The 17,032-nt window shown below is 60.6% G+C and carries 15 protein-coding genes; 12 read left to right on the top strand and 3 right to left on the bottom strand.

What is annotated here, in order from left to right; genetic code table 11:
• Positions 1-14: 14 nt before the first annotated feature.
• On the bottom strand, positions 15-1,256 hold the full coding sequence (gene mexE, locus AC6CIA_RS01500; protein WP_498310310.1) for a multidrug efflux RND transporter periplasmic adaptor subunit MexE: 1,242 nt from the start codon (positions 1,254-1,256) through the stop codon (positions 15-17).
• 373 nt (positions 1,257-1,629) lie between these two features.
• On the opposite strand from mexE, the gene AC6CIA_RS01495 reads away from it, so the two are divergent.
• Together AC6CIA_RS01495 and AC6CIA_RS01490 are read left to right on the top strand one after the other, a co-directional pair.
• On the top strand, positions 1,630-3,018 hold the full coding sequence (locus AC6CIA_RS01495) for a PAAR domain-containing protein (RefSeq protein WP_498310309.1): 1,389 nt from the start codon (positions 1,630-1,632) through the stop codon (positions 3,016-3,018).
• Positions 3,015-3,452 (top strand): hypothetical protein, encoded by a 438-nt coding sequence (locus AC6CIA_RS01490; RefSeq protein ID WP_498310308.1) that lies wholly within the window; start codon positions 3,015-3,017, stop codon positions 3,450-3,452. The genes AC6CIA_RS01495 and AC6CIA_RS01490 overlap by 4 nt, the downstream gene beginning before the upstream one ends.
• Positions 3,453-3,485: 33 nt before the next feature.
• Here the strand turns inward: AC6CIA_RS01490 and mgrA are convergent, their stop codons facing one another.
• Positions 3,486-4,523, bottom strand: a complete 1,038-nt coding sequence (gene mgrA / locus AC6CIA_RS01485) for an L-glyceraldehyde 3-phosphate reductase (RefSeq protein WP_498310419.1) — start codon at positions 4,521-4,523, stop codon at positions 3,486-3,488.
• Between the two features lie 286 nt (positions 4,524-4,809).
• On the opposite strand from mgrA, the gene AC6CIA_RS01480 reads away from it, so the two are divergent.
• The 10 genes from AC6CIA_RS01480 to AC6CIA_RS01435 all read left to right on the top strand — a co-directional run bounded on the left by AC6CIA_RS01480 (position 4,810) and on the right by AC6CIA_RS01435 (position 15,903).
• Positions 4,810-5,808, top strand: coding sequence for an NADP-dependent oxidoreductase (locus tag AC6CIA_RS01480; RefSeq protein WP_498310307.1), 999 nt, complete (start codon positions 4,810-4,812; stop codon positions 5,806-5,808).
• 42 nt (positions 5,809-5,850) lie between these two features.
• Positions 5,851-6,576, top strand: coding sequence for a haloacid dehalogenase type II (locus AC6CIA_RS01475; RefSeq protein ID WP_498310306.1), 726 nt, complete (start codon positions 5,851-5,853; stop codon positions 6,574-6,576).
• 255 nt (positions 6,577-6,831) lie between these two features.
• Positions 6,832-8,151 (top strand): flavin-containing monooxygenase, encoded by a 1,320-nt coding sequence (locus AC6CIA_RS01470; protein WP_498310305.1) that lies wholly within the window; start codon positions 6,832-6,834, stop codon positions 8,149-8,151.
• Positions 8,151-8,561 carry a RidA family protein gene (locus tag AC6CIA_RS01465; RefSeq protein WP_084376571.1) on the top strand — a complete coding sequence of 137 codons (411 nt, stop codon included), beginning with the start codon at positions 8,151-8,153 and terminating at the stop codon, positions 8,559-8,561. Before AC6CIA_RS01470 ends, AC6CIA_RS01465 begins: the two co-directional genes overlap by 1 nt.
• Before the next feature lie 10 nt (positions 8,562-8,571).
• A complete protein-coding gene (locus AC6CIA_RS01460; protein WP_498310304.1) occupies positions 8,572-9,246 on the top strand; it encodes a DUF1028 domain-containing protein in 675 nt (224 codons plus the stop codon).
• Entirely contained in the window at positions 9,239-10,408 is a 1,170-nt protein-coding gene (argE, locus tag AC6CIA_RS01455) for an acetylornithine deacetylase (protein ID WP_498310303.1), read from the top strand. Before AC6CIA_RS01460 ends, argE begins: the two co-directional genes overlap by 8 nt.
• Positions 10,409-10,423: 15 nt before the next feature.
• Positions 10,424-11,917 (top strand): aldehyde dehydrogenase, encoded by a 1,494-nt coding sequence (locus AC6CIA_RS01450; protein WP_498310302.1) that lies wholly within the window; start codon positions 10,424-10,426, stop codon positions 11,915-11,917.
• Between the two features lie 67 nt (positions 11,918-11,984).
• On the top strand, positions 11,985-13,433 hold the full coding sequence (locus tag AC6CIA_RS01445) for an APC family permease (protein WP_498310301.1): 1,449 nt from the start codon (positions 11,985-11,987) through the stop codon (positions 13,431-13,433).
• Complete coding sequence (locus AC6CIA_RS01440; RefSeq protein ID WP_498310300.1) at positions 13,430-14,812, top strand: aspartate aminotransferase family protein; 1,383 nt, start codon at positions 13,430-13,432, stop codon at positions 14,810-14,812. Before AC6CIA_RS01445 ends, AC6CIA_RS01440 begins: the two co-directional genes overlap by 4 nt.
• Before the next feature lie 50 nt (positions 14,813-14,862).
• Positions 14,863-15,903, top strand: a complete 1,041-nt coding sequence (locus AC6CIA_RS01435) for a gamma-aminobutyric acid-binding protein (RefSeq protein WP_498310299.1) — start codon at positions 14,863-14,865, stop codon at positions 15,901-15,903.
• Between the two features lie 73 nt (positions 15,904-15,976).
• Here the strand turns inward: AC6CIA_RS01435 and AC6CIA_RS01430 are convergent, their stop codons facing one another.
• A complete protein-coding gene (locus AC6CIA_RS01430; RefSeq protein WP_498310298.1) occupies positions 15,977-16,888 on the bottom strand; it encodes a LysR family transcriptional regulator in 912 nt (303 codons plus the stop codon).
• Positions 16,889-17,032 lie beyond the last annotated feature (144 nt).

Below are 17,032 nucleotides of genomic sequence, written 5' to 3'. Positions count from 1 at the left end.
TTGTGTGTAATCCCTTAACCGCGCGGAGTCGCAGTGCTGACGAGCTTGGAGGCGGTTTTTTCTGGCGTCACTTGCTCCAGGTTGCTGGCCTCAAGTGCTCGTCGTTGTTGTGCCAAGGCGGCGAGGGTTTCCTTGCTGGCCATCGGGATGGTCTCAGGCGCCACCGGTGATCCCGGGCGCACCCGTTGCAAGCCCTTGACGATAATCGTGTCGTCCTTGTCCAGCCCGCTGCGCACGATGCGCAAACCTTCGATTTTCGGGCCCAGCTCGACGGCGCGGTACTCAGCCTTGTCGCCGTCCATGACCAATACAAACTTCTTGCCCAGGTCGGTACCGACGGCTTCGTCGTTGATCAGCACTGCGGAATAGGTGCCGCTGCCCACCAGTTTCAGGCGCGCATAGAGGCCCGGCGTGAAACGTCCGTCGGTGTTGTCGAACACCGCGCGGCCACGGATGGTGCCGGTCGCCGGGTTGACCTGGTTATCGACAAAGTTCATCTGGCCCAGGTGTGGGTTGCCGGTTTCGTTTGACAGGCCCAGGTACACCGGAGTGGTGGCGCCACGGCGACCCTGGCGGGCCAGTTCGCTGTACTTGAGGTATACGCGCTCGTCGGCGTCGAAGTAGGCATAGACCTTGTCGGTGGAGACCACGCTGGTCAGTTCGGTGACATCAGCGGTCACCAGGTTGCCGGCGGTGATATCGGCACGGCTGACGCGGCCGCTGATCGGCGCGGTGACGCGGGTGAAGCTCAGGTTCAGCTTGGCCAGGTCCAACTGCGCCTGGATCCCGGCGACAGCCGCGCGCGCTTCCTGGGCGGCGGTGGTGCGTGAGTCGGCCAATTCGGCGGAGATGGCGTTGCTCTGGCGCAGGCGCTCGCCGCGCCGGGCTTCGTTTTCACTGCGCGAAGCGGCGGCCTTGGTCTGTGCCAACTGGGCTTCGAGGCGACGCACTTCGGCCTGGAACGGGCGCGGGTCGATCTGGAACAGCAGGTCGCCTTTCTTGACCAGCGCGCCTTCGGTGAAGGCCACTTTATCGATCTGGCCGGACACGCGCGGGCGAATCTGGACGGTCTCCGGGGCCTCCAGGCGGCCGGTGACCTCGTCCCATTCATTGACCGGTTGTTCCAGCACCTTGGCAACGCTGACTTTACTGGCTGGCATCGCCGCCGCTTGTTCCGGGGCCTTGCCGCACGCGCTCAGCACCATCACCGCCAAAATGGCCAGTGGATAGCGTAAGTGTTTGAGTGACTGTTCCATGAAGTGCATCCGCCAATATATTTGAGATGGGGCGGATCATGCTCGGTGACGTGCTCTCTCACGAATCGAATGAGCCGAAGGTAACTATCATTCGGAATGATATAAGCGCCCGCCAAGCCCCCTGGAATGGGGGTTTCGTTAGGGTGCTATCAATTTGATTGATGACACGCGACTGTCGCCAGCGCTGCGTGTGATTCGCTCATCATATCTGTCCGGAATCCAGTACAGATTAAGACCGCTCTGTAGGACATAGACTTCTGTCGCTGAGGACCCTTCCTTTTCGTCGCTGACGGGCCTGCCTGCGGGCTTGAGAGCGGGTCGCGTTCGTCGTTTTATTTCCAGTGCCCTGTTGGCGAACTGGAGAAAACCACGGATGAATAAAGGATATTTCATTGGCCTGGGTGACAAGACCACCTGCGGCGGCGAAGTGCTGGAGGGTGATAAACGAATCAACTTCTATGGCCTGCTTCATGCTTGCGAAGGTGACCGGGTCACCTGTGGCAAGAACGGCGAGACGTATAAGATCCTCGGCGGCATTTCCCACATGAACAGTCATGGCAGGCTTATGGCTGGCACGCTGGACAGCGTCAGCGGTTGCCCCTGCCAAGCCCGACTGATTCCTTCTGTGTCCACGGCCTCCTACAGCAGTCGCAGCGCTGCACCGCGAGCCGCTGAAGCGGTCCCCGCCACTCGTTCGGTAGCGCCACAGCAAGCCGGGTTCACCCCTTCGAACACTCCAGCCCCAACGCCATTCACCAGCCTGCAGGGCCAGGAACCGGGTTTCTATGTTGCGCCCAAAAGCATGACCCGCGAAGCACTGGAAGCCACGCTGTTCCCGGTGCGCGATCCGGCGGTGATGAGCAAATTCCAAGCGCTCAATCCGAATGTCGGTGATGTAAAAGCCGGCTCAATGATCGTACTCAGCGACCCGAACAACTTTCAGTGCACACGTGAAGAGGCAGTGCTGATGGAGGCTGCGGCCAAGACCAATGATGCGCTCAAGTCGCTTAGCGCGGATGAGGCCGACTTTATGGCGCGGCACCGCGACGAAATCGAAACTTTTCTGGCCAAGAGCTCGACCGCTATAGGTATTGGCGAAGCCATGTTCGCCAAGAACCTAGAGGACGTTAAAACCATTTTGCATGATATTGAAGCGTTGCACCAACGCGCGTTTCAGGTAGATGGGCATTTGCGCTCGCCGGTTTTTTTTGCAAACCGTAAACAGTTGCTTGCAAAGCTCGACACCCACCTGACAACCATGATTCGAAAGGGGGTTGGTTTCCCGGATCACCCGAACTTGAAAAGCGCGCTGGGAATTTCAAGTCGTAGCTTGGTTCATAGTTGGACCCAATCCGGTGCGGCAGGGAAAATTCCAGGTTACGCCACGCACATCGAAGGTGTCTCAAAAGCAGCCAAGAACATCAAGTACGGAGGCTGGATCGGCACTGTCATTGGCGGTGGAGCCTCTTATCTGAAGGTTCAAGATGTGTGTTCCGCTGGCAAAGTGGAGGCTTGCAAAAAAGTCAAATTTACTGAGGCTGGTAGCTTTTCAGGTGGCCTTGCAGGTGGTGCGGTCGCTGGGTTGGCGTTAACTGGCCCCACAGCTGCAGCTATATGTGTCGCACTTGGTGTTCCGACTGGCGGTTTAGCCCCTTTGGCTTGTGGCGTTGTGGTGGTCGGAGCTGGTTCTTTTGCTTCCGGTGCTATTGGGGGAGCACTGGGTGAAGAAATGGCTGAAGTCGTTTATGAGGCAGTTAAATGACCGTGAATCTTGCCGACAAAATATTCCTGGTTGCAGGGTTACTCGATTTTGGTGGGATATTGGTTTGCCTCGGAGTCGCGCTTCATATGGCCCACACCCAGATGGATTTGATGCTGGAGCATTTAAAGAATTGTTCTGCTGTCATGGTTCAGGCTCCGCTTAGAGAGGGTGGCCTTTGGGGAAAGCTCCTGTTGATCGGATGGATAGCAGGGGTTGTTACATTTCCAGGGTATTACCTAAAATATGGTGGCGCCAGTATCGAAGATTTGAACGGTTTTCCCGCTCCTCTGAAGCGAAAGCTAGTAATGATCAAATGGGCGGCGATAGTGCTTTTAGCGGCGTTGATCTTACTTTTCGTTCTGAGAACGTCAAGTTTACTCGAAGGATGTGCAACCAGCGCCGTTGTAACGCAACTGTCGACGGTCCGGACTTGATCCGGATCGTCGACGGGGCCCGCCGCGAGAGAGCTACTCGGCAGTCGAAGGCTTTTCCCACAGGTTGATGCCACCCTCTTGGGCGAACTGATCAATCTCGGCCAGCTCCTCGACGCTGAAACTGAGGTTATCCAGTGCCGCGACGTTCTCGATAATCTGTTCCGGTCGGCTGGCGCCGATCAGCGCGGAGGTTATCCGTGGATCACGCAGGGTCCAGGCCAGGGCCATTTGCGCCAGGCTCTGGCCGCGCCGTCGGGCGATTTCATTCAGGGCGCGTACATGCGCAAGGTTGTCCTGGGACAGGTGTGCCGCCTGCAACGAGCCACCCCCCGGACGATTGACCCGTGCATCGGCTGGAATGTCCTTGAGGTATTTATCGGTCAGCAGACCCTGGGCGAGGGGGGTGAAGGCGATCACCCCGGCGCCGAGTTCATCGGTGGTGTCCAGCAGGTCTTTTTCCACCCAGCGGTTGAGCAGGTTGTAGGCCGGCTGATGGATCAGCAGCGGGACTTTCCATTCTTGCAGCAGGGCGGCGATTTCCCGGGTCTTTACTCCGGAATAGGACGAGATACCAATGTACAGCGCTTTGCCTTGTTGCACGGCGGTGGCCAGTGCGCTGGCGGTTTCTTCCAGCGGCGTATCAGGGTCGAAACGGTGCGAATAGAAAATGTCGACATAGTCCAGGCCCAGGCGTTGCAGGCTCTGGTCGAGACTGGCCAACACATATTTGCGCGACCCGCCGCCCTGGCCGTAAGGCCCGGGCCACATATCCCAGCCGGCTTTGCTGGAGATGATCAGCTCATCGCGATAGGCCTTGAAATCTTCGCGCAGCAAACGCCCGAAATTCACCTCGGCGCTGCCGTAGGGCGGGCCATAGTTGTTGGCCAGGTCGAAGTGGTTGATGCCTCGGTCGAATGCCGTGCGCAGCAGGGCGCGCTGGGTGTCGATCGGCGTGCTGTCACCGAAGTTGTGCCACAGGCCTAAAGACAGTGCCGGCAGTACCAGCCCACTGCGGCCCACGCGTCGGTAAGGGATCGAGTCGTAACGGTTTTCGGCGGCGGTATAGGTCATGACGTCCTCATTAATGTGGGTATGCATGGAGCGAGTTCGTGGTGGTCAAGGTTAGCATTCGTGTGGGCGGAGCTGGTTGAAGCCGTGGCTGACATCCTCAAAGGTCAACTGCAGGTGCACTATATAGATGTCGATCAACATCAAAATAATTGACGATTAAGATGACGACCATCATCATGATTCTGTAACCCCCGCGATCAGCACGTCGGCAACGATCAGCGACAGTAATGTCGGTAACTGGCACTGCGTCTTGCCTCAGCGAAACCACCCTTGAGTGAGCAGAACCATGAAGGCATTTTTCATCGAACGCTATAAGGATACTGGCCGCATTGGTCAATTACCGCCTCCCGAAGTCGGCGGCGACGAGGTATTGATCCAGGTACACGCCGCGAGTATCAACGTGCTGGACTCCAAGATCAGAAGCGGCGAGTTCAAGCTGATCCTGCCCTATGCTTTCCCCCTGGTATTGGGCAATGACCTGGCAGGCGTGGTCGTGCGGGTGGGCGCCAACGTTCGGCATTTCAAGCCCGGCGACGAAGTTTACGCGCGTGCGCAGGAAGCCCGCATCGGCACTTTCGCCGAGCTGGCGTGCGTGAAGGAAGAAGCGCTTGCGCTGAAACCCGAGAATCTGGACATGGTGCAGGCCGCCTCATTGCCCTTGGTCAGTCTGACCGCGTGGCAGGTATTGGTGCAGACCGCCAAGCTGAAAAAAGGCCAGAAAGTGTTGATTCATGCAGGATCCGGAGGCGTTGGAACGGTCGCTATCCAGCTCGCCAAGCACTTGGGCGCTTTTGTGGCCACCACCACCAGTACCCGGAACGTCGAGTGGGTCAAGGCGTTGGGAGCCGACCTGGTAATCGACTACACGCAGCAGAACTTCGAAAATGTGCTGCAGGATTACGATGTCGTCTTGAACAGCCTTGGCTCAGGCGTACTCGCCAACTCCCTCAAAGTCCTCAAGCCAGGTGGTCAGCTGATTTCCATTTCCGGCCCTCCAACACCACTGTTCGCGCAAGAGCAGCGGCTGTCCTGGGGGTTAAGGCAAGTCATGCGCCTGCTGAGCTACGGCATCCGCAGCAAGGCGCGCAAACGCGCAATCGACTACAGTTTTGTTTTTATGCGGGCCAATGGCAGCCAGTTGCGTGAGATCACCGCCCTCGTCGAGTCCGGCGTGATTAAACCTGTGGTTGATCGCACCTTTACGCTGGAATCCACGGCAGAGGCACTGGCCTATGTCGACAAGGGCAGGGCAAAAGGTAAAGTAGTGATCAGCGTGATCCAGTGACGGGCCACGGGCAATGTCACGAATAACCTGAGGAGTAACCCAATGACACTTCCCAAGGCCTTGGCATTTGACGTCTTCGGCACCGTGGTTGACTGGCATTCGAGCATCGCCCGTGAAAGCCGTGCATTCCTCTCCACCTGCTTGCCATCGGTCGACCCAGCGGCGTTTGCATTGCAATGGCGCGCGTTGTACCCGCAAGCCATGAACGACTGCATCAGCGGCCAGCGTGGTTTCGTGGCGCTCGACACGCTGCACCACGAGACCTTGCAGAAAGTCTTGAAGGCCCACGGCGTGGATGTCGGGCAGATTGATCCTGCCCAATTGTGGCATGTGGCGCATGCCTGGCGCCGGCTGGACCCTTGGCCCGATGTTGCTGAAGGGCTGGCCCGACTGCGCCGCAGCTTTCCCGTGGTGACCTTGTCGAATGCCAATGTGCAGTTGATGATCGCGATGAACCGTTATAACGGCCTGCAGTGGGATGCGCTATTGGGCGCGGAGTTCGCGCAAACCTATAAGCCGGACCCGGTCGCCTATCTCACTACGGTCAAGGCGCTGGGGTTGGCGCCAGAGCAACTGTGCCTGGTCGCCTGCCATCACCGTGATCTTGCGGCAGCCCGGGCGTGTGGCTTGATGACCGCATATGTTGATCGCCCGATGGAGTACGGCGGCGCACCGGCGCCTGACGCTGGAGATGCCCAGCAATGGGACTGGCAGGCCGAGAATTTCATTGAACTCGGACACGCGTTTCAGGCAGCACCGGGTATGTAAACTGATTACACCGCCTTTCCCGCATCACCCTGATCCACCCCCGCGTCTTACCCCGCTGGCAGGCGCCTTTCCAGCGCATGCAGCTTTTTCCTTCCCCGCAACGATAAAAACCCTCGTTTCGCAAATCCCCGCCTGCCAACACAATCGTCTCGACACCATTGTTCGATAGCCGCAACCGCAGAACAACAAAAACACCACACCCCGGGCCGGCGCCTCGCCGGCCTGAATTAAGCCCACTGCCGGAAGTGCACAGACATGCCCGTTGAAACAGTACAGATAGACACGCTTGTTGTAGGTGCCGGCCAGGCCGGCGTGGCCATGAGTGAGCACTTGAGCAGGCACGGGGTGCCGCACCTCGTGCTGGAGCGCAATCGGATCGCCGAAGCCTGGCGCACGGCGCGTTGGGATTCCCTGGTGGCCAACGGTCCGGCCTGGCATGACCGTTTCCCTGGGTTGGAATTCGAGGGGCTGGCGCCCGATGCCTTCGCCGCGAAGGAGCAGGTGGCGGATTATTTCGAAGCTTATGCCAGCAAGTTCAACGCGCCGATCCGCACAGGTGTAGAGGTCAAGAACGTACGGCGTAACAGTGCTCGTCCGGGCTTCACCGTGGAAACCTCCGAGGGCCGGATCGAAGCTTTGCATGTGGTGGTTGCCACCGGGCCATTCCAACGGCCAGTGATTCCGCCGATTGCGCCCCAGATGGCGGGTGTTACGCAAATCCACTCCGCTGAATATCGCAACCCGCAACAGCTTTCCGAGGGCGCGGTACTGGTCGTGGGGGCCGGTTCGTCCGGGGTGCAGATCGCCGATGAATTGCAGCGTGCCGGCAAGCAGGTCTATCTCTCGGTGGGCGCCCATGACCGTCCGCCCCGGGCCTATCGCAAGCGTGATTTCTGCTGGTGGCTGGGGGTGCTTGGCGAGTGGGATGCCGAGGCGGTCCAGCCCGGCAAGGAGCACGTGACCATTGCCGTAAGCGGAGCGCGTGGTGGGCATACGGTGGATTTTCGGCGGCTGGCCCATGAAGGCATCACGCTGGTGGGGCTGACCCAATCCTTCGACGCCGGCGTGGTGAGATTCGAGTCCAACCTGGCCGAAAACATTGCCCGGGGCGACGAGAACTATCTGGCGCTGCTGGACGCCGCCGATGCCTATATCGCGCGCAACGGCCTGGACTTGCCACTCGAACCCGAAGCTCGCGAGTTGCTGCCTGACCCGCACTGCCTGACGCAACCGATCCTTGAACTGGATCTGGTCGCGGCCGGCGTGAGCACTGTCATCTGGGCCACCGGTTATTCAGTGGATTACAGCTGGCTGCAGGTCGACGCACTCGACGCCAACGGCAAGCCCCGGCATCAGCGCGGTGTATCCAGCGAGCCGGGCGTGTATTTCGTTGGCCTGCCATGGCTGTCGCGGCGGGGCTCAGCGTTTATCTGGGGCGTCTGGCATGACGCTCGACACATAGCCGATCACATCGCCAAACAGCGCACCTATCTCGCTTATCGGGATGCCGGCGAGCGCCAACGCGAGCGCGACTCGCAACCTTCGAAAAACAACAGCCTGATGGGAGTCCGTTGATGCCTACTCACACACGCATCCGCATGTTCAACACCAAAGAAACCTACCCGAACCAGGCGCTGGACAACGACCTGTGCCAGGCCGTGCGCGCCGGCAACACTGTTTACGTGCGTGGCCAGGTCGGCACGGATTTCAGCGGTCAGTTGGTGGGACTGGGCGATCCGCGTGCCCAGGCCGAGCAGGCGATGCGCAACGTCAAGCAGTTGCTCGAGGAGGCCGGCAGCGACCTGAGTCATATCGTCAAGACCACCACTTACCTGGTCGACCCGCGCTACCGCGAGCCGGTCTACCAGGAGGTCGGTAAATGGCTCAAGGGGGTGTTCCCGATTTCCACCGGTCTGGTGGTCAGCGCGCTTGGCCAGCCGCAGTGGCTGATGGAAATCGATGTGATCGCGGTAATCCCCGAATAAGGAGTTGAGCATGACGTTTTCCATTGTCGGGCGCTGCACCGAAACCGGTCAGCTAGGCATCGCAATCAGCTCCTCGAGCATCGCCGTCGGCGCCCGTTGCCCTTGGCTGCGCGCCGGTGTGGGGGCGGTAGCCAGCCAGAACATCACGCTGCCGGCCCTGGGCCCACAGATCCTGGATGAACTGGCCGCGGGACTGGTCGCGCCAAAAGCCATGGATCGCGCCCTGGCGCGCAACGGGTATAGCCAGTACCGCCAGGTCGCGGTGGTCGATGCCCACGGCAACACGGCGGTGTTCAGCGGCAGTCATGCTCTGGGCAACCACCAGGCCTTGGCCGGTGAGCAGTGCGTGGCCGCCGGCAACCTGTTGGCCGATGTGGCGGTGATCGCGGCCATGGTCGCGGCATTCGAGCGCAGCGAAGGCTGTCTAGCCGCGCGCCTGATGAAGGCCTTGCAGGCGGGGCAGGCGGCGGGCGGTGAAGCCGGGACGGTGCATTCGGCGGCCCTTTCGGTGGTCGGTGACCTGACATGGCCGATTGTCGATTTGCGGGTCGACTGGGCAGAGAAAAACCCGATTGCTGAACTGGAAAAACTCTGGCTCGCCTACCAGCCGCAGTTGCAGGATTACTTGACCCGTGCCCTGGATCCGACCCTGGCTCCCAGCTATGGAGTGCCGGGCGATGAATGAGCTGCGCAGCCGCGCACTGTTGGCCAGACTGGTGGGCTTTGCCACGGTCAGCCGCGAATCGAACCTGGCATTGATCGAATTCGTACGCGGTTATCTGCAAGACCTTGGGGTGGATTGCGAGTTGATCTACAACCCTGAACGGACCAAGGCCAACCTGCTGGCGAGCATCGGTCCGCCCGTGGCCGGCGGTGTGGTGTTGTCGGGACATACCGACGTGGTGCCGGTGGAGGGACAGGCCTGGACGGTCGAGCCGTTTTGCCTCAGCGAAGCCCATGGCAAGTTGTTTGGTCGTGGCACGGCGGACATGAAGGGCTACCTGGCGTCGGTGCTGGCAGCGGTGCCGTTGTTCCTGTCCAGCCCGTTGCGCCGTCCGGTGCACCTGGCGTTTTCCTATGACGAGGAGGTCGGTTGCCTGGGCGTGCGCAGCCTGCTCGCGCTGCTGCCCCAGCGCATTCCCCAGCCGGCGCTGTGCCTGATCGGTGAACCGACCGGTCTCCAACCGGTGTTGGGTCATAAGGGCAAATTGGCGATGCGCTGTCATGTCAAGGGAGCGGCCTGCCATTCGGCTTATGCACCTTACGGGGTGAACGCCATCGAGCAGGCGGCACGCCTGATCGGTCGCCTGGGCGAGATTGGCGCAGACCTCGCCGCGCCGTCGCTGCATGACGCGCGCTTCGACCCGGCGTATTCCACGGTCCAGGTCGGCGTGATTCAAGGCGGTACGGCGCTGAATATCGTGCCCGCCGATTGCCGTTTCGATTTCGAAGTGCGCGCCTTGCCGGACTTCACGGCACACAGCGTCGTCGCGCAATTGCAGGACTATGCCGAGCAGGCGCTGTTGCCAGGCATGCGCACGGTACACGCCGACACGGCGATTCATTTTGAACAGCTCAGCGCCTACCCGGGCCTGGCCACCGCGCCGGACAGCAATGCCGCGCGGCTGATTGCCCGGCTGTGTGGCAGTGATGCATTCGGCACGGTGGCGTTTGGCACCGAAGGTGGCCTGTTTCATCAGGCGGGCGTGCCGACGGTGGTCTGCGGTCCCGGCAGCATGGACCAGGGGCACAAACCCGACGAGTACGTGAGTGTTGAACAAATGGCGGGCTGCGACCGCTTGATGGATCGCCTGGCGATTCACCTCAGTGAACCCAACCACGTCTGACCCAAGGAATTTGCAGTGAACGATTTCAACCAGTGGAAAATCCGCGCCGCACAGCTGCGCCTGCGCGACAGCGCGCTGATCGATGGTGAGCCTCGGCAGGCGGCTGATGGCGCGCGTCTGGAGGTGGTCAATCCGGCCACCGGCAAGTGCCTGGCGAACGTGGTGGCCTGCGCTGAACCGGAAGTCGACCTCGCCGTGAGCAGCGCGCGCAAGGCTTTCGAACACGGCCCTTGGGCGCGCATGGCGCCCACCGAACGTAAGGCCGTGCTGTTACGCCTGTCGCAATTGATGCTGGCGCACCGCGAGGAATTGGCGCTGCTGGATTCCTTGAGCATGGGCAAGCCGGTGATGGACGCCTGGAACATCGATGTACCCGGCGCCGCCCATGTGTTCGCCTGGTATGGCGAAAGCCTGGACAAACTCTACGATCAGGTCGCGCCTTCGGCGGCAAATGTCCTGGCGACCATTACCCGGGTTCCGCTGGGAGTGATCGCGGCAGTGGTGCCGTGGAACTTCCCGCTGGACATGGCCGCCTGGAAGCTCGCGCCGGCGCTGGCCGCGGGCAACAGCGTGGTGCTCAAGCCTGCCGAACAGTCACCGTTCTCGGCCCTGCGCCTGGCCGAACTGGCGCTGGAAGCGGGCTTGCCAGCGGGCGTACTGAATGTCGTGCCAGGGCTGGGTGAGCAGGCGGGGCGAGCGTTGGGCTTGCATCCGGATGTCGATTCACTGGTGTTCACCGGCTCCACCGAGGTTGGCAAATACTTCATGCAGTATTCCGCGCAATCGAACCTCAAGCAGGTTTGGCTGGAATGCGGCGGCAAAAGTCCGAACCTGGTGTTTGCCGACTGTCAGGACCTGGATCTAGCCGCGGAAAAAGCCGCGTTCGGAGTTTTCTTCAATCAGGGCGAAGTGTGTTCGGCCAATTCGCGACTGCTGGTGCAACGATCTATTCATGATGAGTTCGTCGAACGCCTGATCACTCAGGCGCGCCTGTGGCAGCCCGGTAATCCACTGGACCCGTCGAGCCGTGCCGGGGCGATTGTCGATGCCCGCCAGACTGCGCGGATCATGCATTACATCCAGCAGGCCAGCGCCGAAGGCGCGAGCCTGGTCTGTGGTGGCCGACAGTTGAATGTCGATGGGTCGAGCAACTTCATCGAACCGACGATTTTCACCCACGTGCATCCCGCGATGCAGTTGGCGCGCGAAGAGGTGTTCGGTCCGGTCCTGGCGATCAGTGTGTTCGATGACGAAGAACAGGCGATCGCCATGGCTAACGAGCATATCTACGGCCTGGCGGCATCGCTGTGGACCGATGACCTGAACCGCGCCCACCGTGTTGCGCGGCGACTGAACGCCGGCACGGTGTCGGTGAACACCGTGGATGCGCTGGACGTCACGGTGCCCTTCGGCGGCGGCAAGCAGTCGGGCTTCGGTCGCGACCTGTCACTGCATGCGTTCGACAAGTACACCCAACTCAAAACCACCTGGATCCAGCTGCGTAGCTGACGACGACTTCACAGGTTTCACCGGCAATCGATTTGTTCTCCCTTAAAACAAGAAAACGGAGCAACCGATGGACAGTTCCTCAAGCGTGCCGCTACAAAACGTTACTCCCACCCCAGTGGGCTCGCGCCGACGCCTCGGTTTGAGCGCCCTGTTGGCGGTAGCCGTCGGCCTGGTGGTTTCCCAAGGCGTCATGGTGCTGATGCTGCAGGGTGTCGGGATCGCCGGGGTGGGCTTCGTCATACCCTTGACTCTGGCGTGGCTGTTGGCGCTGAGTTACGCCTGTTCGTTCTCCGAACTGGCATTGATGATTCCTCGTGCCGGTAGCCTGAGCAGTTACACCGAAGTCGCTATCGGTCAGTTCCCGGCGATTCTGGCGACGTTCTCCGGTTACGTGGTCGTGGCAATGTTTGCCCTGTCGGCGGAATTGCTGCTGATGGAGTTCATCATCGACAAGGTCTATCCGCACGCGATGCCGCCGCTGAGCGTGGCGCTGGGCGTGCTGTGCCTGTTCACCGTACTCAACCTGTTCAATATCGACATTTTTTCGCGCCTGCAGACCGTGCTGGCGCTGGTTATGACGGTGATGTTGTTGGTGATGGGCCTCGGAGCGGTGACAAGCGAGGGCGCCGGCAGTATCTCGACACTGGTGGCCACGTCCGGCTGGAATCCCCTGGGACTGGGGGTGATTGCATTGACCGCGATGGCTGTGTGGGGCTTTGTCGGCGCCGAGTTCGTTTGTCCGCTGGTGGAGGAAACCCGTCGCCCGGAGCGCAACATCCCGGCTTCGATGATGATCGGTCTGACAGTGATCTTCGTGATCATTTGCCTGTACTGCCTGGGCGCGCTATTGACCGTTCCGCAAGCGGAGCTGGCCAGCAACGGCCTGCCACATTATCTGTTCGCCACCACGGTATTTGGCGAGGCGGGACAGGTGTTTCTAGTGTCTGCCGCGATCACCGCGACCTGCAGCACGCTTAACAGCTCCCTCGCGGCGATTCCGCGCATGTTGCTGGGCATGGCCCGCAGCGGCCAGGCCTTCGGGGTGTTCAAGCTGCGAGGCAAGCGCAGCGGTGCGCCGTGGGTTGCGGTGCTGTTCGTGGCAGCGGTTACCGGCCTGCCGCTATTACTGATGCACGACAACCCGGACGCCATCAACCTTCTGTTGCTGGCCGCCGCTCTGGCCTGGCTGCTGGCCTACATCATCACCCACATCAATGTGATCGCCCTGCGTCGGCGTTATCCCAACGCGCATCGGCCGTTTCGTACGCCGTTCTACCCGTTGCCGCAGGTGTTCGGCATTGCCGGCATGCTCTTTGCCATCTGGCACGTATCCCCCAGCCCCGAAATGACTGTTCCGATCTTTGCCAGCGCCGGCGTGGTGCTGGGCATTGTCTCGCTGATTGCGGTGGTGTGGGTCAAGTGCGTCATGCGCAAACCGCTGTTCAAGCCCGAGCCGCTGGCGGCCGTACCGGGCACTTCTTCCGAAAAAATCAATAAGCAAGGAGACCTGCAATGAACGCATCACTCAACGCAACCCGCAGCACCCGTGAGTATCAGGCGCTGGACGCGGCGCACCATATCCATGCGTTTCTCGACCAGAAGGCCCTCAACGCGGAAGGGCCTCGGGTAATCGTTCGCGGCGAGGGCTTGGCGTTGTGGGACAACGATGGCAAACGTTACCTGGATGGGATGTCCGGCCTGTGGTGTACCAACCTGGGCTATGGCCGCCAGGACCTGGCCGCCGCGGCCAGCCGCCAGCTGGAACAATTGCCGTACTACAACATGTTCTTCCACACCACTCATCCGGCGGTGGTGGAACTGTCGGAGTTGCTGTTCAGCCTGCTGCCGAATCACTACAGCCACGCCATCTACACCAACTCCGGCTCCGAGGCCAACGAGGTGCTGATTCGCACTGTGCGCCGCTACTGGCAGATCCTCGGTAAACCGCAGAAGAAAATAATGATCGGTCGCTGGAATGGCTACCACGGCTCGACCCTGGGCGCCTCGGCCCTCGGGGGCATGAAGTTCATGCATGAAATGGGCGGTGTGATTCCAGATGTGGCGCATATCGATGAGCCGTACTGGTTCGCCCATGAAGGTGCCCTGACGCCCGCCGAGTTCGGACTACGCGCCGCTCGGCAACTGGAGGAGAAAATTCTTCAGTTGGGCGCCGACAACGTCGCAGCGTTCGTCGCTGAACCGTTCCAGGGCGCTGGTGGCATGATCTTCCCGCCAGACAGCTACTGGCCTGAAATCCAGCGTATCTGCCGTCAGTATGACGTGCTGTTGTGCGCCGACGAAGTGATTGGCGGCTTCGGTCGTACCGGGGAGTGGTTCGCCCACGAATACTTCGGCTTTGAGCCCGACACCTTATCCATCGCCAAGGGCCTGACCAGCGGCTACATCCCCATGGGTGGGCTGATTCTGTCCAAACGCATGGCTGAGGTCTTGGTGGAGCAGGGCGGAGTCTTCGCCCATGGCCTGACTTATTCCGGACACCCGGTGGCGGCGGCGGTGGCGATTGCCAACCTCAAGGCATTGCGCGACGAAGGCATTGTGGCGCAGGTCAAGGCCGACACCGGCCCGTACCTGCAGCGTTGCCTGCGCGAAGCCTTCGCCGACCATCCGCTGATCGGCGAAATCCAGGGCGCCGGGATGGTAGCGGCGTTGCAACTGGCCGAAGACAAAGACAGCCGCAAGCGCTTTGCCAATGAAAACGAGATGGCCTGGCAATGCCGCACCTTTGGTTTTGAGGAAGGCCTGATCATCCGCTCCACTTTGGGGCGGATGATCATGGCACCGGCGTTGGTGGCCAGCCATGCCGACATCAATGAACTGGTCGATAAGACCCGTATTGCTGTAGATCGCACCGCCCGCGCTTACGGTCGCCTCTGAGTCCCGTCGCCGGCTCGTGCGGGCGAGTCGGCATTTCGAGGAACCGCTTCATGTCCAGATCCTTGCGTTGCACTGTTGCGTGTGCCCTGGCGCTATTGAGTACCAGCGTCCTGGCCGCGCCCCAAAACCTGACCGTGATTTCCTTCGGCGGCGCCACCAAGCAGGCCCAGGACAAGGCCTACTTTCAACCCTTTAACGCCAGCGGTGCGGGAAACATCGTGGCCGGCGAATACAACGGAGAACTCTCGAAGATCAAGGCCATGGTTTCGGCCGGGCACACCAGTTGGGACGTGGTCGAAGTCGAAAGCCCCGAGCTGTTGCGCGGTTGTGAGGAAGGGCTGTTCGAGAGACTCAACCTGAACGTGCTGGGTAATGCGGCGAACTTTGTGCCGGGAACCCTCACCGAGTGCGGCGTGGCGACTTATGTCTGGTCGATGGTGCTGGCTTTTGACCAGGGCAAACTGGCCCAGGTGCCGAGGTCCTGGGCTGATTTCTGGAACGTTGCCAAGTACCCGGGCAAGCGCGGTCTGCGCAAGGGCGCCAAGTACACCCTGGAGATCGCCTTACTGGCCGACGGGGTCAAGTCTGATGAGTTATACAACGTGTTGAGCACACCGCAAGGCGTATCGCGGGCATTCGCCAAGCTGGACCAGATCAAGCGGGACATCCAGTGGTGGGAGGCGGGCGCGCAGCCGGCGCAGTGGCTGGTAGCGGGTGACGTGGTGATGAGTGCCGCCTACAACGGGCGTATCGCTTCAGCGCAGAAGGAAGGTGTGCCGCTGAGTATCGTCTGGTCGCAAAGCCTGTACGACCCGGAGTATTGGGCCGTGGTCAAAGGCACACCTAACAAGGCCTTGGCTGAGCAGTTCATTGCCTTTGCCAGCCAGCCACAAGCGCAGAAAGTGTTCTCGGAAAACATCCCTTACGGGCCTGTGCATCGTGAAACCCTGGCCTTGTTACCCGCGACCATACGTGACCAATTGCCCACCGCCGAGGCCAACCTGGCTGGAGCACGGGCGGTGGACGCCGAGTTCTGGGTTGACCATGGCGAGGAACTGGAGCAACGCTTTAACGCCTGGGCTGCGCGCTGACCAAACAGAACCTGTCGCAGCTACCGGCGTGGTTCAAGACGGTATCTACGCGACAGGCTTCCAAGCGTTGTATTCAGACCAGCCATTGCGTGAATTGCTCTTTGCAGTAATCCACGAACAACTGCGCCGGTTTGGTCAGGTGCGTACGCTTGAGCCAGCCCGCCACCAGCGCCGAACCGGTCACGTCCTCGGCGATGTTGACGCATACGACTTGCTGCCCATCGTAGGTGCAGGTTGAATGCGGCTTCGTCACCAGCAGCGCAAAGCCGAACGCTTGCCCCACCATGCCACGCACCATCTCGATGGAGGGCGAGCTGAACACGATATTCGGGGTCAGGCCCAGCTCCTCGAAGATACTCACGAAATACGTGCGACTGGGTTGCACGTCCAGCAGAATCATCGGCTCCAGCGCCAGATCGCGCAGCGACACTTCGGCCTGCCCGGCAAAACGATGCCCAGCCGGCAGCAATGCGTAAGGCCGCTGTGGCGCCATCAGCGCTTCGGTCTCGATGGTGCTGTCCAGATCGTGTTCATAGAAAATCGCCAGATCAAAACGTCCACCCGTCAGTCCTTGCACCAGTTCCTGTTGCTCGCCGTCCTGCAGGCGGATTTCTACTCCGGGGAAACGCTGGCGGAAACCTGCGATCAGTCGCGGCAGATAGAGCGGGGCGACCGTCTCGAAGCAACCGATATCGATCTGCCCGCTGACCACATCGTTATCGGCCAGGGCGTTCTGCTCGAACTCCCGGGCCATGCGCAGCAGTTCCTGGGCCTTGCGATAGAAGCGTGCGCCACCCGGAGTCAGCGAAACGCCCTGGGCATGATGGCGGATCAGTAACTGCACGCCGAAACTGTCTTCCAGCCCCTTGACGGCCGTGGCGATGGATGGCTGAGCGATGTACAGCTTGCGGGAGGCCTCAGCGACGCTGCCACATTCGACGGTGGTGACGAAGTACTTCAACTGACGCAAGGAATAGGACGCCACTGCACACCTCGATCCGGATGGTTTTTTACCTACTTTACCTTGTGGTGTTGATAGCCGGGACGGGCGTCGCTACGGATTTTCCTGGGCAGTGGCGATATTAAAACTGGGTTTGAGCCGCCGAGATGGACTGCAAGCCTGCAATCC

The sequence above is a fragment of the Pseudomonas sp. GQ91 genome (assembly GCF_059758795.1).
The sequence above is the reverse complement of the archived record's forward strand: the minus strand, read 5'-3'. Positions and strand labels throughout refer to the sequence as shown.

Bases quoted from the DNA above. Each gene is read 5' to 3' on its own strand.
- mexE (WP_498310310.1), bottom strand. From the start codon at position 1,256: ATGGAACAGTCACTCAAACACTTACGCTATCCACTGGCCATTTTGGCG.
- AC6CIA_RS01495 (WP_498310309.1), top strand. From the start codon at position 1,630: ATGAATAAAGGATATTTCATTGGCCTGGGTGACAAGACCACCTGCGGC.
- AC6CIA_RS01490 (WP_498310308.1), top strand. From the start codon at position 3,015: ATGACCGTGAATCTTGCCGACAAAATATTCCTGGTTGCAGGGTTACTC.
- mgrA (WP_498310419.1), bottom strand. From the start codon at position 4,523: ATGACCTATACCGCCGCCGAAAACCGTTACGACTCGATCCCTTACCGA.
- AC6CIA_RS01480 (WP_498310307.1), top strand. From the start codon at position 4,810: ATGAAGGCATTTTTCATCGAACGCTATAAGGATACTGGCCGCATTGGT.
- AC6CIA_RS01475 (WP_498310306.1), top strand. From the start codon at position 5,851: ATGACACTTCCCAAGGCCTTGGCATTTGACGTCTTCGGCACCGTGGTT.
- AC6CIA_RS01470 (WP_498310305.1), top strand. From the start codon at position 6,832: ATGCCCGTTGAAACAGTACAGATAGACACGCTTGTTGTAGGTGCCGGC.
- AC6CIA_RS01465 (WP_084376571.1), top strand. From the start codon at position 8,151: ATGCCTACTCACACACGCATCCGCATGTTCAACACCAAAGAAACCTAC.
- AC6CIA_RS01460 (WP_498310304.1), top strand. From the start codon at position 8,572: ATGACGTTTTCCATTGTCGGGCGCTGCACCGAAACCGGTCAGCTAGGC.
- argE (WP_498310303.1), top strand. From the start codon at position 9,239: ATGAATGAGCTGCGCAGCCGCGCACTGTTGGCCAGACTGGTGGGCTTT.
- AC6CIA_RS01445 (WP_498310301.1), top strand. From the start codon at position 11,985: ATGGACAGTTCCTCAAGCGTGCCGCTACAAAACGTTACTCCCACCCCA.
- AC6CIA_RS01440 (WP_498310300.1), top strand. From the start codon at position 13,430: ATGAACGCATCACTCAACGCAACCCGCAGCACCCGTGAGTATCAGGCG.
- AC6CIA_RS01435 (WP_498310299.1), top strand. From the start codon at position 14,863: ATGTCCAGATCCTTGCGTTGCACTGTTGCGTGTGCCCTGGCGCTATTG.